This window comes from Streptomyces sparsogenes subsp. cuspidosporus (assembly GCF_039532705.1).
Taxonomy (GTDB): domain Bacteria; phylum Actinomycetota; class Actinomycetes; order Streptomycetales; family Streptomycetaceae; genus Streptomyces; species Streptomyces sparsogenes.
On sequence record NZ_BAAASD010000001.1, the window covers coordinates 166,354 to 182,467 of the forward strand.

Genomic DNA, 16,114 nt, shown 5'->3' on the forward strand with positions numbered 1-16,114 from the left:
ATGACCGAATCGCGCAGCTCCACCGACACCTTCACCGGCACTTTCACGGATACCTTCACCGTCACGGCCGACAATCCTCTGCTGCGCGGTCATGTCGTGTACGGGCGGAGCCTGCTGCCAGGTGTCGGCTATGTGGACCTGGTGCTCCAGGTACTCGAACGGCACGGGTTGCGTGCGTCGGATGTGGAATTACGGAACCTCACCATTCTGGCGCCCCTGGTCGCCACCGCGGAGGACCAGGTGCAGGTCACCGTGGAGGGGCGTCCCGCGCCGGCGGGCGGATGGCGGATCGAGGTCCGCAGCCGACGCCCGCAGGACACCGCCGATGTCGCGCACGCCGTCGCGACCGCGCACCGCCGCACCGAGCCCCTCGCCGGGAGCCGCCTGCCGCTGCCGCTCACCGAAGCCGCCGAGACCATCCCGCTCGACCGGATCTACGCGTGGTGCGTCCGGCACCAACTGGTCCACTCGGGCCTGATGAAGATCGGCGGCGTGGTGCACCGCCGCACCGAGGACTGGATCGCCGAGCTGGAACTCCCCCCGGCCCACCACGACACGGCGGGCGCCTTCCTCTTCCACCCCGCGCTGTTCGAGTCGGGCCTGCTCGGTGGCGGAGTGGCCACCGGCCTGCTGCACGAGGGCGACGACGGCCCGGGGATGTATCTGCCGCTGGCATTCGAAGCGTTCCGGACGACGGCCTCCCTGGGCACCCGGTGCTACGTCAGGGTGCCGGCCGCGTCCGTGCGGCGGGACGACGAACTCATCCGGCTGACGGTGGAGTTCTACGACCAGACGGGGGCCAAGGTCGCCGAGGTCGGCCGGTTCGTCGCCAAGCGGGTCCCCGCCGCCTCCGCCCTCGACGTGCGCGAGCCCCGCCCCGCCCCGGAGGCCCCGGAGGCATCGGAGGCTTCGAAGGCCCCGGCCGCCCCCGCCGTCTCCCCGGCGCCTTCGGCGGCCGAGGCGCGACCCGCTCCCGCCACCGCCCCCGGGGACCTGGTGGCCGTCGTGCGGGACCTGGTCGCCGCCCGCCTGGGGCGGCCCGCCGGGCAGGTCGACATCCGGGCCGGCTACTACGAACTCGGGCTCGCCTCGGCAGACCTGATGACCCTGGTGACCGAGCTGGAGGACCGGCTGTCCTGCCAGCTCTCCCCGACCATCGTGTTCGAGCACAAGACGATCGGCGCACTCGCGGCCTGGCTGACGGAGCGCCTGCCGGCCCCCGACACGGCGGCCGGGCCCCCGGGCGAGGTCCCCTTCGAGGGCGGTGCCGACCCGCAGGAACCTTTCCCCGCCCTCGGCCGGGCGGTCGTGGAAGAGGTCTGCGCGCTGCTCGCGGTGGCGGCCGAGGAGGTGAACCCGGACGCCGATCTGGAGGAGTTCGGGCTCGGCTGGACGGAGCTGGCGAAACTGGCCGACCGGTTGAACGACCGCTACGGGCTGTCCCTCACGCCGGACGTCTTCCTGGAGCACCGGACCGTGCGGGCCGTGGCCGAGCACCTGGCCGGCGCCCACCGGGACCTCGGCGGCGAGCCGCCGGCCGGGGCCGCCGCCCGGACGCCGTCCGCGCCGCGCCCCCATCCGCTGCTGCACCGCCTCGCACCGGACGGGGAGGGCGACGGCAGCGTCGTCCACGAGACGCGCTTCACCGGCGACGAGTCGTTCCTGAGCGATCACCGGGTGCGGGGCAGCCGCGTGCTGCCCGCCGCCGCCCAGCTGGAGATGGCCCGCGCGGCGGTCGCCCGGGTCGCGGCCGGGGCCGGGGGGGCCACGGGGACGGCCGAGGAACTGGCCGACCGGGTGCGGCTGGACGACGTGGTGTGGCTGCGACCTGCCCTGAGCGGCGCGCAGGGGCTCGAGTTGCGCGTGGCCGTGCAGCCGCGGCCCGAGGGCGGCTATACGTACACGATCCACAGCCTCGCCGACGGCGAGCGCACCCTGTGCGGCCAAGGCCGGGCGAGCCTGCCGGAAGCCACCGACCGAGATCTGCCGTCACTGGCGGCGTTACGGGCGTCGTGTGCCGAGGCGGTGTTCCCCGCCGCGCGCGTCTACGAGCTGTACGCGCGGGCGGGCATGGACTACGGGCCCGCGCAGCGCTCCCTGGTGGAGCTGGGCGTGGGCACGGACGAGGAGGGACGGCCCCAGGCGCTGGCGGAGCTGCGGCTGCCGGCCGAGGCGGAGGCGGTGGGCCCGTGCCGGCTGCACCCGAGCCTCCTCGACGGCGCGCTCCAGGCCACCATCGGCCTGTGGCTGGCGGCGGCACCCGGTGGTGACGAGACGGCCGGCCCTTCCCTGCCGTTCGCCCTGGGACACCTCACCGCACCGGCCGACCTCCCCGCGAGGGCCTACGCCTGGGTCCGGCACCAGCGGGGGAGCGGAGACGGCCCGGCGAGCCGCCTGGACGTCACCGTGCTGGACGAGGACGGCCGGGTGTGCGCGGACCTGAGCGGACTGAGCACCCGGGCCCTGCGCCCGGCCGGGGACACGCCGGACACCGCGCCCGGGACGGCCCCGCGCCCCGACGTGGCCGAGCGCGCCGAGATGGCCGAGCGCCCCGGGCCCGCCGCGAGCGTTACCGCACGCGACCGGACGCACGCGGAGGGGCCGGGACCGGACCGCACCGACATCGCCATCATCGGCGTCAGCGGTCGTTACCCGGAGGCGGCGGACCTCGACGAGTTCTGGCGCAATCTCCGCTCCGGCCGGGACTGCATACGCCAGGCCCCCACGGAGCGCTGGGGCGACCGCGGATACGAGCGCGGCACGGGCGGCGGCGCGGACCCGGACACCTGGTGGGGAGGGTTCCTCGACGGCATCGACCGGTTCGACCCGCTGTTCTTCCAGATCTCCCTGCTGGAGGCCGACTACCTCGACCCGCAGGAGCGGCTGTTCCTCGAAGCCTCCCACCACGCCCTCGAAGACGCCGGATACACCGGCGAACGGCTCGGCCGGTCGGGCGACGTGGGCGTGTTCGCCGGCGTGATGTACCAGGAGTACCAGCTCTACGGCGCGCAGGCGCAGGAGCGCGGCCACCCGGTCGCCCTGTCCGGCAGCGCGTCGACCATCGCCAACCGCGTCTCGTACTTCTACGACTTCCACGGGCCGAGCATGGCCGTGGACACCATGTGCTCCTCCTCGCTGACCGCGATCCACCTGGCCTGCGAGGCCATCAGAACCGGCCGGTGCGAGGCGGCCATCGCGGGCGGGGTGAACCTCACCCCGCACCCCAACAAGTACCTGATGCTCGGCCAGCGCCGTTTCCTCTCCACCGACGGGCGCTGCCGCAGCTTCGGCGAGGGCGGCGACGGCTACGTACCGGGCGAGGGCGTCGGCGCGGTCGTGCTCAAGCCCCTGGCTCGGGCGGTCGCCGACGGGGACCACATCCACGGCGTGATCAAGGGAACCGCCGTGAACCACGGCGGGCGGAGCCCGGGCTACTCGGTACCCGACCCGGTGGCACAGGGCGAGGTCATCGCCGCCGCCCTGTCCGCCGCCGGCGTCGACCCGCGCGCGCTCAGCTACCTGGAGGCGCACGGCACCGGGACGGCGCTGGGCGACCCGATCGAGATCGAGGGCCTGCTCAAGGCCTTCCGGGCGGGCGGCGCCCCCCGGCACTGCGCGATCGGCTCGGTGAAGTCGAACATCGGTCACGGCGAGAGCGCGGCCGGCATCGCGGGGGTCACCAAGGTGCTGCTGCAGATGCGGCACGGGGAACTGGTGCCGAGCCTGCACTCCGCGACGCTCAACCCGCACATCGACCTCGACCCCACGCCGCTGCGGGTGCAGCAGCGCCTGGAGCCGTGGCGGCGGCCGGTGCTCCCGGCCGGCGGGGAGGAACGGACGTTCCCCAGGATCGCCGGGGTGTCCAGCTTCGGCGCCGGCGGATCCAACGCCCACGTCATCATCGAGGAGTACGTCCCGGCGCCCGCCCCCGGCGACGCGCTCCCGGCTCGCACCCTGCCCGCGCTGCTCGTCCTCTCCGCCCGCAGCGAGGACCAACTCGTGGAGCAGGCACGGAGACTGGCCGCCCGCTTGGCCGAGCTGACCGACGACGACCTGCTTCCCGTGGCCTGGACGCTCCAGACAGGACGCATGGCGCTGGAGGAGCGGCTGGCCCTCTCCGCCGCATCGCTGGACGACGCCAGGACGCGGCTGGAGTCGTTCGCCTCCGAGCCGGGGCGGCCCGGCCCGTGGGCCCGGGGCACGGCCCGCCCCGATGGGCAGCGGGGAGCCGCCGAGAGCGGCGAGGCGTTGGAGTCGGCCCTGCGGGAGTGGCGGGCCGGCGGCGCCCCCGACCGGCTGGCGGCCCTGTGGACCGGGGGCGCCGAGGTGGCGTGGGAGGCGGCGTACCCGCCCGGAACGCGCCCGCGCCGCGTCAGCCTGCCCGGCTACCCCTTCGCCCGCGACCGGTGCTGGCTGGACCTGCCCGCCGGCGGCGCCCCCGAGGAACCGCCCGCACCCCGCGCCGTGGCTCAGCCGGAGCCGGCGCGGTCCGAGGAGAGAGGCGCCGAGATGGCCGACGAGATGGTGTTGCTGCGCCCGGTCTGGGCGGCGCGCGAGATCGCCCCCGCCCAGCGGGAGACGTTCACCGAGCGGGAGGCGTTCGCCGAGCACCACCTGGTGGTGATCGGCCGGCTCACGGCCGAGGAGCGCGGCACCTTGGCCGCCGCGCTGCCCGCCCGCGTCGCCTGCCGGTTCGCGGAACTCGAAGAGGGCCCGCTGGACCGGCTGTTCACCGAGGTGACCCGGCAGGTCTTCGCCCTGACCCGGGAGATCCTGGAACGGGGCCCGCGACGTCCGGTGCTGCTCCAGGTGGCACTCGCCGGCGCCGCCGACGCGGACGAGCGGGACCGCCTCGCCTGCTTCGCCGGCCTGACGGGCCTGCTGCGGACGGCCGGCCTGGAGAACCCGGCCCTGCGCGGCCAGTACGTGGAGTGCCTGGACGGGGCGGCGCCGACCGCCCTGGCCGCCCGCCTGACGGCCGAGGCGGCCGCCCACGACCCCGAGCCCGAGGTCCGCTACCGCGACGGCTCGCGGTACGCGGGCGCGCTGGTGGAGATCTCCGCGCCCCGGCCCGCGCCCGCGCCGTGGCGGGAGGGCGGCGTCTACCTCCTGACCGGGGGCGCCGGAGGGCTCGGCCTGATCGCGGCGCGGGAGATCGGCGCCTCGGTCGGCCGGGCCACCGTGGTCCTGGTCGGACGCTCGCCCCTGGACGAGACGAGGCGCGCCGCGCTCTCCGCCCTGCGCGCCCAGGGCCTGACGGTGGACTACCGGCGCGCCGACGTGGCCGACCGGGCGTCGGTCGCCGCTCTGCTGGCCCATGTGGCCAGGGCCCACGGGCCGTTGACGGGCGTGCTGCACGCCGCCGGGGTCATCCACGACGGCTTCGTCATCCGCAAGACCCCTGAGGAGCTGGCCCGGGTGCTCGCGCCCAAGGTCGCCGGGCTCGTCCACCTCGACGAGCTGACCCGGGACCAGCCGCTGGAGACGTTCCTGTGCTTCTCGTCCGCCAGCGGTGCCTTCGGCAACCCGGGCCAGGCCGACTACGCCGCGGCCAACGCGTTCATGGACGCCTACGCGGACTACCGCGACCGCCTCGTCCACGCCGGTCTGCGCAGCGGCCGGACCGTGTCCGTCAACTGGCCGCTGTGGGAGGAGGGCGGCATGGGGGCCGGGGGAGAGGCCGGGGAGCGGCTGCGCGGCCTGGGCCTGGCTCCGCTCGACACCGCCCGGGGGCTGCGGGCTCTGCGGTGCGCCCTGGCCCCCGAGGACAACGGCCTCGACCACGGGCGGCTGCTGGTCCTCGCGGGCCGGCGCGACGCCCTGTCGCGGCTCACCGCGGACGGGGCCGGGGCATGGGCCGCCGCGGACGGGGACGCAGCCCGGCCCGCGGTCCCGGCCGCCCCACCGGCGGCTCCGGCCCCGGCACCGGCCGCGGGAGGGGGCGCGGACCGGGCGCTGGAGGACCGGGCGGTGGGCCGGCTGCGGCAGGTGCTGGCGGGAGCGATGAAGCTCGCCCCCGAGCGGCTGGACCCGGAGGTGCCCCTGGAGCGGTACGGGATGGACTCCGTCATCGCGGTGAACGTCGTCGCCGAACTGGAAGAGCAGTTCGGCACGTTGTCCCGGACGCTGCTCTTCGAGGCACCGACCGTCCGCGAGCTGGCGCGGTACTTCGCGGCCGAGCACGCCGCAGCCCTGCGCGCGCTGGTGGGCGAACCCGAACCCGCGCCCGAGCCCACGCCCGCGCCCGAGCCCCGGGCCGAGCCGGCCCCCGCCCTGGTCCGGGCCCCGGCACCGCCCCCCGCACCCGCCCTGGTCCGAGCCCCCGCGCCGCCCCCCGCCGACGCGCGGCGGCCCGGCGAGGGCGAGGAGATCGCGATCATCGGCCTCGCCGGGCGGTATCCGCACGCGGAGGACCTGGACGCCTTCTGGGCGAATCTCCGGGCCGGCAGGGACTGCGTCACCGGCGTTCCGGCCGACCGCTGGGAGCGCCTGTACGGCACCGATCCGGACCCGGCCGGCGCGGACCGCGCCATGTGGGGCTCGTTCCTGGACGGGATCGACCGCTTCGACCCGCTGCTGTTCGGCATCTCCCCGCGCGAGGCCGCGGCGATGGACCCCCAGCAGCGGCTGTTCCTGGAGACCGTGTGGCAGCTGCTGGAACAGGGCGGGGTGACCCAGGAGGTCGTGGAGCGGCGCTACGGCCGGCGCGTCGGCGTGTACGTGGGCGCCGCGTACCAGATGTACCGGGCGGACGGGTCCGACCCCGGGCTGGCGGCGCTCACCTCGGCGGCCTCGTACAACCTGATCGCCAACCGCGTCTCCCACTTCTTCGGCCTCGAAGGCCCCAGCCTGGCCGTGGACAGCATGTGCACCTCGTCGGCCATGGCCGTGCACCTCGCCTGCGCCGACCTGTGCCGGGGCGAGGCCGAGCTGGCCGTCGCCGGGGGCGTCAACCTGACGGTCCACCCGGACAAGTACCGGGCGCTGTCCGAGATGGGGCTGCTCGGCAGCCACCCGGGCAGCCGCAGCTTCCGCGACGGGGACGGCTATCTGCCCGCCGAGGCCGTCGGCGCGGTGCTGCTCAAGCCGCTTCGGGCGGCCCTGCGCGACGGCGACACCGTGCACGCCGTCATCACCGGCACCGCCTCCGCCCACGGCGGCCGGGCCACCGGCTTCATGACGCCGAGCCACCGGACCCAGGTGAACGTCATGCGGCGGGCGCTGGAGCGGGCGGGCGCCGAGCCGGGCTCGATCGGATACGTGGAGGCCGCCGCCAACGGCTCGCCGCTCTCGGACGAAGTCGAGGTCGGCGCACTGCGGGAGGTGTTCCGCGACGCGGCGGGGCCCGTGGCGGTCGGAACGGTGAAGTCCGGCCTCGGCCACCCGGAGGCGGCCTCCGGCATCGCCCAGCTCACCAAGGTCGTGCTCCAGATGCGGCACGAGGAGCTGCCGCCGCTGGCCGGGACCGGTGCCCCCAATCCCCACGTGAACCTCGACGGCACGCCGCTGCGGCTGTGCGAGGAGCCGGCGCCCTGGACCTCCGGCGAGCCGGCCGGCGAGGGGGGCCGGCCGGCGCCGCGCCGGGCGCTCGTCAACTCGGTGGCGGCCGGCGGCAGCCACGTCTGCCTGGTCGTCGAGGCGCCGCCGGCCGAGGCCGCCGCGCCGGCCACGCCGCCGGAGACGGGACCGCAGCTCGTGGTGGTCTCCGCCCACACCCCCGAGCGGCTGGAGACGGCGGCCCGGCGGCTGCACGACGCCCTGGACGGCGACGGCCCGATGGACCTGGCGGACCTCGCGTACACCTCGCAGGTGGGCCGCGAGGCCTTCCCCGAGCGCCTCGCCGTGGTGGCCCGCTCCCCCCGGGAGCTGCGGGACGCCCTGGCGCGCCATCTGGCGGGCGGATCGGGGGACGCGGACCAGGCCGCGCCGGTCCACCGGGGCAACGCCGAGGAGGAGTCCGGGCTGCTCTCCTCGGTCCTCACCGGGGCGCGCGCCGAGGCGTTCCTGACCGGCCTGGTCGAGGACGGCGACCTGGAGCAGCTCGCCCGGCTGTGGGTGCGGGGCGTCACGGTGCCGTGGCGCGGGCTGCACGACGGGCCACGCCGGCTGCTGCCGGTGCCGGCGACCGTCTTCGAACCGGGGAGCCACTGGCTCGGTCGTGACGCCCGCCCAGTACCCGTCCCGCCGGACCCGCCGGGCGGCCGGTCGGAGCCGGAGAGCGGCACGGAGACCGGCACGGAGGGCGACGGCGGGAACCACGCCGGGGACGGCGCCGAGCGGACCGTGGCCGCCGCCTGGTCGGAGGTGCTGGGGGTCGACTCCGACAGCCTGGGCGCCACCAGCAACTTCTTCACGCTGGGCGGGAACTCGCTGCTCGCCACCCGCCTGAGCAACCTCCTCAAGCGGAGGACCGGCGTGGACCTGTCCGTGCAGGCCGTCTTCGAGGCTCCCCGCCTCGCCCAGCTGGCGGCCGAGGTGGAGCGCCGCCTGCCGCCCGCGCCGGCGGACGCGGAAGCGGAAGCGCTCGACATCGACCTGGTCCTGGAGAGCATCGGCCGTATCGAGCGCATGACCGACGAGGAACTGCAGGCCCTGACCCATGAGAGCTAGCGCACAGGGGGAAACAGTGAGCGTCACCCGCCAGGACCTGATGCGGAAGATCCGGTCCCTCCCCGCCGACCGGCAGCGTGCGCTGATCGCGCTGCTCGGCCAGCAGGGCGTCGATCTCACGGGGCTCGACGCCGTCGACACCATCCCACGGGCGCCCCGCTCGGCCGACGACCCGGTCCGGCTGTCGTTCACCCAGCGGCGCCTGTGGTTCCTGGCGCAGCTCGAAGGCAGCGGCGCGCACCACAACATCCCGATGGCCATGCGGCTCACCGGCCGCCTCGACCGTCCCGCGCTGCTGCGCGCGCTCCACGAGGTGGTGCTCCGGCACGAGGTCCTGCGCACCCGCTTCGTGGACCGCGACGGAGTGCCGTACCAGCACATCGGCGACGGCGGCGACTTCCAGGTCCGCGAGGAGGACCTGGGCGACCCGGCGGACCTGCCGGGGATATGCGCGCGGGAGGCGGCCGAGCCGTTCGACCTGGAGCGCGGCCCGCTGATCCGGGCGCGGCTGCTGCGGCAGGCCGAGCGGGAGCACATCCTGCTGGTGACCATGCACCACAGCGTCTCCGACGGCTGGTCGGTGGGCGTCTTCGTCCGCGACATGACCGCGCTGTACGAGGCGTTCGCCACCGGCCGGCCCGACCCTCTGGAGCCGCTGCCCGTCCAGTACGCCGACTACGCGGAATGGCAGCGGCGATGGCTCGACGGCGAGGCACGGGCCCGGCAGGTGGAGTACTGGACCGGGCAGCTCGCCGGAGTCGATCCGACGCTGTCGCTGCCGGCCGACCGGGACCGCCCCCCGGCCAAGACGTACCACGGGGCGAGCGAGTCGTTCTCCTGCCCGGCCGAACTGCTGGGCGCACTGCGCGAGATCGGCGGCCGGTACGACGCCACCCTCTACATGACCCTGCTGGCGGCCTACGCCGTGGTGCTGCACGGCTACACCCGCCGCACCGATCTGGCCGTCGGCACGGTCGTGGCGGGCCGCGGCCGGCTCGAGGTGGAACAGCTCATCGGCTTCTTCGCCAACACCCTGGTGATGCGCGCCGACCTGTCGGGCGACCCGGGCTTCCCCGAGCTGCTGGCCCGGGTGAAGAAGACCGCCCTGGAGGCCTACGACCACCAGGACGTGCCCTTCGAGGCCGTGGTGGACTCCCTCCGGCTGGAGCGCAGCCTCAGCCATTCGCCCGTCTTCCAGACCATGTTCGTCCTCCAGGAGGCGCTCACCGCGCGCGAGTTCCGGGTGGGCGAGCTGTCCGTGTCGCCCGTCGAGTCCGACGTCAGCCACACCGAGTTCGACCTCACCCTCGACCTGCGCGAGACGCCTGACGGGCTCGCGGGCACCGTCGAGTACAACACCGACCTGTTCGACCGGGACACCATCCGCCGCTTCATCGGCCACTACACCACGGTGCTCGCCGCCATCGCGGCCGACCCCACGGCGCGTGTCTCCGGGCTCGGCATGCTCGGCGAGGAGGAGCTGCACCAGGTCCTGGAGGGCTGGAACGACACCGCGCGCCCCTTCTCGGACGACCGCTGTTTGCACGAGCTGTTCGAGGCCGAGGTGGCGCGCCACCCCGACCGCATCGCACTGGAGGACGGCGAAGGCACCTGGAGCTACGCCGAGCTCGACGCCTGGGCCGACCGCGTCGCCCGCGGCCTGCGGCGGCACGGGGTGGGACCGGACACGCCGGTCGGCCTGTGCGCGGAGCGCTCACCCGAGATGGTCGCCGCCATCCTCGGCATCCTCAAGGCCGGGGGCGCCTACCTGCCCATCGAGCCGTCCTACCCGGGCGCCCGCATCGCCGACCTCGTGGCGAGCTCCCGCGTCGACGTGGTGCTCACCCAGCCGCACATCGAGCCCGAGCCCCTCAAGGGCGCCACGCATGTACTCACCCTGCACCGCGACGGCGCCCTGCGGGACGCCACCGGGCGGGACGCCGGGGAACGCGCGGACGGCCTCCCGCCGGCCGGGCCGGCACCCGGCCCGGGCCACCTGGCGTACGTCATCCACACCTCCGGCTCCACGGGCCGCCCCAAGGGCGTCATGATCGAGCACCGGGCGGCGGTCAACCGCATCGAATGGATGCAGAACGAGTACCGCCTCACCGAGGACGACGTCGTCCTCCAGAAGACCCCCTTCAGCTTCGACGTGTCGGTGTGGGAGTTCTTCTGGCCGCTGCTGTCCGGCGCACGCCTGGCCGTCCTGGAACCGGAAGCCCACCGCGACCCCGGCCGCCTGCTCTCGGCCATCCAGCGGTTCGGCGTGACCACCGTGCACTTCGTGCCCTCCATGCTGCGCCAGGTGGTGGCCGAACCCGGCTGGTCCGCGTGCACCTCCTTACGCCGGGTCTTCAGCAGCGGCGAGGCCCTGCCGCCCGACGTGTGCGCCGACCACTACGCGCGCCACACCGCGCCCCTGCACAACCTCTACGGGCCCACCGAGGCCGCCGTCGACGTCAGCCACTGGACCTGCCCGGCCGGCGCGGCGCCGCGTACCGTGCCCATCGGCAGGCCGATCCAGAACATCCGGCTCTACGTCCTGAACGATGCCCTCCGGCCGCAGGGCATCGGCTGCGCCGGCCAGCTCTACATCGCCGGCGCCGGCCTCGCCCGCGGCTATCTGCACCAGCCCGAGCTGACGCGGGAACGGTTCGTGCCGGACCCCTTCACCGCCGAGCCGGGCGCCCGGATGTACCGCACCGGGGACCTGGCGCGATGGCTGCCCGACGGCACCCTGGAGTACCTCGGCCGCGCCGACGACCAGGTCAAGCTGCGCGGCTTCAGGGTCGAACCGGGCGAGATCGAGCGCCGGCTGGCCGAGCACCCCGCGGTGCGGGCGTGCGCGGTGGTCCTGCGCGAGGACCAGCCGGGCAACCCGCGGCTGGTCGCCTACACCGTCCCGCACGACGAGCGGCCACCGGCCGACCTGCGCACCGAACTGGCCCGGCACTGCGCCGGCACGCTGCCCGAGTTCATGGTGCCGAGCGCCTTCGTGACGCTGGACGCCCTGCCGCTCACCGCCAACGGCAAACTCGACCGCAAGGCCCTGCCCGCCCCCGGCATCGAGGCGTTCGCCCGGCGCGACTACGTGGCGCCGGGCACCGCCACCGAGCGGCTGCTCGCCACGCTGTGGGCCGAGTCGCTGGGCTTCGACGAGGGACGCGTCGGCGCCACCGACAACTTCTTCGCCCTCGGCGGCCACTCCCTGCTCATCACCGTGCTCGTGGCCCGGCTGCGGGCACACGGCCTGCCCGCCACCGTGCGCGCGGTGTTCGCCGCGCCGACCCTGGCGGACCTGGCGGCGGAACTCGACGCGGCCGAGGCCGGCCCCGGCTACGACGTGCCGCGGAACCTGATCCCCCTCGGGTGCGAGCGCGTCACCCCCGACATGCTCCCCCTGGCCGAGCTGAGCCAGGACCAGATCGACGCCATCGTGGCCACCGTGCCCGGCGGCGCGCCCAACGTCCAGGACATCTACCCGCTGGCCTCCGCCCAGGAGGGAATCCTCTTCCACCACCTGCTGGACCCGGCGAGCGACCCGTTCCTGGTGTCCATCCTGCTGGTCGCCGACGACGAGGAGGCCTGCGCCGCGTTCACCGGGGCGGTCCAGGCGCTCGTCGACCGCCACGACGTGCTGCGCACCGCCGTGCTCACCGCCGACCTGCCCGAGCCCGTCCAGGTGGTGTACCGCACGGCCCGCCTGACGGTGCGGCGCACCCGGCTCGACCCGGGCGAGGACGCCGAGCGCCAGGCGCGCGCCCTGCTGGAGAGGCTCGACGGGATGGCGGTCGACCGGGCGCCCCTGCTGCGCCTCGTCGTCGCCGAGGACCCGGGATCGGAGCGGCGCTACCTGCTGCTGACGGCCCACCACCTGATCGAGGACGCCACCTCGCTGCGGCTGACCCTGGAGGAGCTGGCGGCCCACCTGACGGGCCGCGCCGAACTGCTCGCGGCGCCCGCCCCGTACCGCGACTTCGTCGCCCACACCGTGCACCAGCTCGCCTCGGACGACGCCGAGAGCTACTTCGGCGCCACCCTCGGGGACGTCACCGAGCCGACCACGCCGTTCGGACTGACCAACGTGCGCGGGGACGCCCACCGGTACCCGCAGCTGCGCCGCCCCCTGCCCGAGGACCTCACCCGCGAGGTGCGCGACCGGGCGCGGCGCCTGCGCGTCAGTCCGGCCTGCCTCTTCCACGCCGCCTGGGCGTGCGTCGCCGCCGCCACCAGCGGGCGCGACGACGTGGTGTTCGGCACCGTGATGTCGGGCCGTCTGCAGGGCGTGCCCGGCGTGGAGCGGATGCTGGGCAACTTCGTCAACACCCTTCCGCTGCGCGTGCGACTGGCCGGCCGGACCGTCCGCGACCTGGTCGCGGACGTGGACGCCGGGCTCCAGGAGCTGATCGCCCGGGAACAGAGCCCGCTGAGCCTGGCGCAGCGGTGCAGCGGCATGGACGGCGACACCGCGCTGTTCAGCTCGGTCGTCAACTTCCGCCACTTCGAACGCGGCGACGCGGCGGCACCCCGGCTCGAGGACCACGGACTGCGCTGGCTGGGCGAGGCCGACGCGATCAACTACCCGCTGACCGTCTCGCTCGACGACTTCGGCGGCGAACTGTCGCTGCACGTCATCGTCGAGGACGCGGTGGAGTGCGAGGCGATCGCGGGCTACGTCGAGACCGCGCTGTCCGGGATCGTCCGGGCCCTCGCCGAGGACGACGGCGCGGCGACCGGCGCGCTCGACGTGGGCGTCCTGCCCGCCGCCGAGCGGCGGCGACTTGTGGTGGCCGACAACGAACGGCCGCCGGGCCTCGCGTCCCCCGACCGGTGCCTGCACGAGTGGTTCCAGGACGTGGCGGCCGGGTCGCCCGACGCCGTGGCGGTGGAGTGCGCCGACCGGTCGCTGACGTACGGCGAGGTGAACGAGCGGGCCAACCGGCTGGCGCGCCACCTGCGCGACCTGGGGGTGGGCCCCGATGTGCTGGTGGCCCTGTGCCTGCCGCGCAGCGAGCAGATCGTGGTCGGCGTCCTCGCGGTGCTGAAGGCGGGCGGCGCGTACGTACCGCTCGACCCGGCCCTCCCCGTCGAGCGGCTGGACTTCGTGCTGCGGGACAGCGCGCCCCGGGTGCTGCTGGTGGACGGCCAGGCCCCCGACGGCCTGGCGGACCCCGGCATCCCGGTGGTCGACCTGCGGGCCGACGCCGCGCGGTGGGCCGACCGGCCGGAGGGCGATCTCACGCGCGCCGAGGTGGGCTCCTCGCCCACGGACCTGGCCTACGTCATCTACACCTCCGGCTCGACCGGCACACCGAAGGGCGTGCTGGTCGAACACCGCAACGTGACCCGGCTGTTCACCGCGACACAGGAGTGGTTCGGCTTCGGCGGCGAGGACGTGTGGACCCTGTTCCACTCGTTCGCCTTCGACTTCTCCGTGTGGGAGATCTGGGGCGCGCTGCTCCACGGTGGCCGCCTGATCGTCGTGGAGCACGCGGTGACCCGCAACCCCGCGGAGTTCTACGACCTGCTGTGCTCGGCCGGCGTGACCGTGCTGAACCAGACGCCCAGCGCCTTCCGGCAGCTCATCGCGGCCCAGGGCGAGGACGGCGCGCCGCACCGGCTGCGCGCGGTCGTCTTCGGCGGAGAGGCCCTGGACGTCGCGGCACTGACGCCGTGGATGTCCCGCCCGGTCAACCGGGACACCCAGCTGGTCAACATGTACGGGATCACCGAGACCACGGTCCATGTCACCTACCGGCCGCTGTCCGAGGCCGACACCCGGGGCTCGGCGAGCCCCATCGGACACCGCATCCCGGACCTGCGGACCTATGTGCTTGACCAGCATGGCAGGCCGGTCCCGGCCGGAGTGGCGGGCGAGCTGTACGTGGGCGGCGAGGGCGTGGCCCGCGGCTATCTGGGCCGCCCCGAACTGACCGCCGAGCGCTTCCTGAGCGACCCGTTCCACGGCGGCCCCGACGCGCGGATGTACCGCACGGGCGACCTGGTGCGGCGGCTGCCCGACGGGTCGCTCGAATACCTGGGGCGCAACGACGACCAGGTCAAGATCCGGGGCTTCCGCATCGAACTCGGCGAGATCGAGGCCGGGCTCTCCCGGCACGACGCGGTGGCCCAGGCCGTCGTCGTCCCGCATGAGACCACCGACGGCAGCCGCGCGCTCGTCGCCTACGTCAGCCCGACCGCCCGCTGGCTGGACGGCGCCGCCGAGGAGATGAACGCCGACCTGCTCGACCAGTGGCAGCGGGTCTTCGACGACCAGTACGCCGGGGCCCCGCGCGACGCCGCCGACGACCTGAACCTGGCCGGCTGGGACAGCAGCTACACCGGCCGGCCCGTCCCCGAAGCCGAGATGCGCGAGTGGATCGACGGCACCGTCCGCCGCATCGAGGAGCTGCGGCCCAAGCGCCTGCTGGAAGTCGGCTGCGGCACCGGGCTGCTGCTCTTCCGCTACGCGGAGGCCTGCCAGTCGGTGCACGCCCTGGACCTGTCGGCCCGGGCACTGGACGGCGTACGGCGGGGAGTGGAGCGCCGGGGCTGGTCACACGTCACGCTGAGCGAGGGCGACGCGCTGTCCGTGGGCAACCTGCCGAAGGCCGCCTTCGACACGATCGTGATCAACTCGGTCGTCCAGTACTTCCCCAACCGGCTCTACCTGGAGGAGGCCCTCACCGGGCTGCTTCCGCTCCTGGAGGACGGCGGGCGTGTCCTCATCGGCGACGTGCGGAACCTGGACCTGCTCCCGGCCCACATCGGCGCGATCGAACGCAGCCGCCCCGGGGGCCGCACCACCGCCGGAGCGCTGGCCGCCCAGGTGCAGCGCCGCCGCCGGCAGGAGTCCGAGCTGCTGCTGAGCCCCACGTACTTCACCAAGCTGCCCGAGCGGTTCCCGGAGCTGGGCGCCGTCGACCTGATGGTCAAGCGCGGCGTGGGCGACAACGAGATGCTGGCCTACCGGTACGACGTGGTCCTCACCAAGGGGCCCGCGCTGTCCGTCGAGTCCCCCGAGCCCGTCGTCTGGCGGCAGGCCGCCACCCCGGCGGAGCTGCGCGCCCTGCTGGACGACGACGCCCCCGACCACTTCGGCGTCACCGGCCTGACCAACCCCCGCGTCGCCGACGACGTGCGGATCTGCGAGGAACTGGCGCGCTTCTCACCCGCCCGGGAGATCGAGCCGCTGCGCGACGGGGCCCGGCTGTCCGCGCGGGCCGCGGAGGAGACGCGTGCGCTGGAGGCGGCCCTGAGCCACGCCGAGGAGCTCGGCTACCAGGTGGCGGCCACCTGGTCGCAGGACCGGCTCGACGGCCTGGACCTGGTGTTCCGCAGGGGCGAGCCGCCGCGCGCCCGGGCCCGCGCCCCCTACCGCGCCACCCACTTGGCGAACTTCCCGAGGATCGGTGACGTGGGCCCGTCCATGGCCCGCACCCTCAAGGAGCACCTGTCCGCCGCCCTGCCGGAGTACATGGTGCCCAGCGGGTTCGTGCTCCTG

Annotated in this window: 2 protein-coding genes (1 of these 2 cut by a window edge); both read left to right on the forward strand. The window is 74.9% G+C overall.

Annotation, left to right across the window (positions count from 1 at the left end; genetic code table 11):
* Positions 1-8,610 carry an SDR family NAD(P)-dependent oxidoreductase gene (locus ABFY07_RS00705; protein WP_346172507.1) on the forward strand — a complete coding sequence of 2,870 codons (8,610 nt, stop codon included), beginning with the start codon at positions 1-3 and terminating at the stop codon, positions 8,608-8,610.
* Positions 8,600-16,114 carry the 5' portion of an amino acid adenylation domain-containing protein gene (locus tag ABFY07_RS00710; RefSeq protein WP_428836825.1) on the forward strand. It continues 1,809 nt past the right edge of the window, so 7,515 of the gene's 9,324 nt are visible here — the first part of the coding sequence; the start codon lies at positions 8,600-8,602; the stop codon falls past the right edge of the window. The genes ABFY07_RS00705 and ABFY07_RS00710 overlap by 11 nt, the downstream gene beginning before the upstream one ends.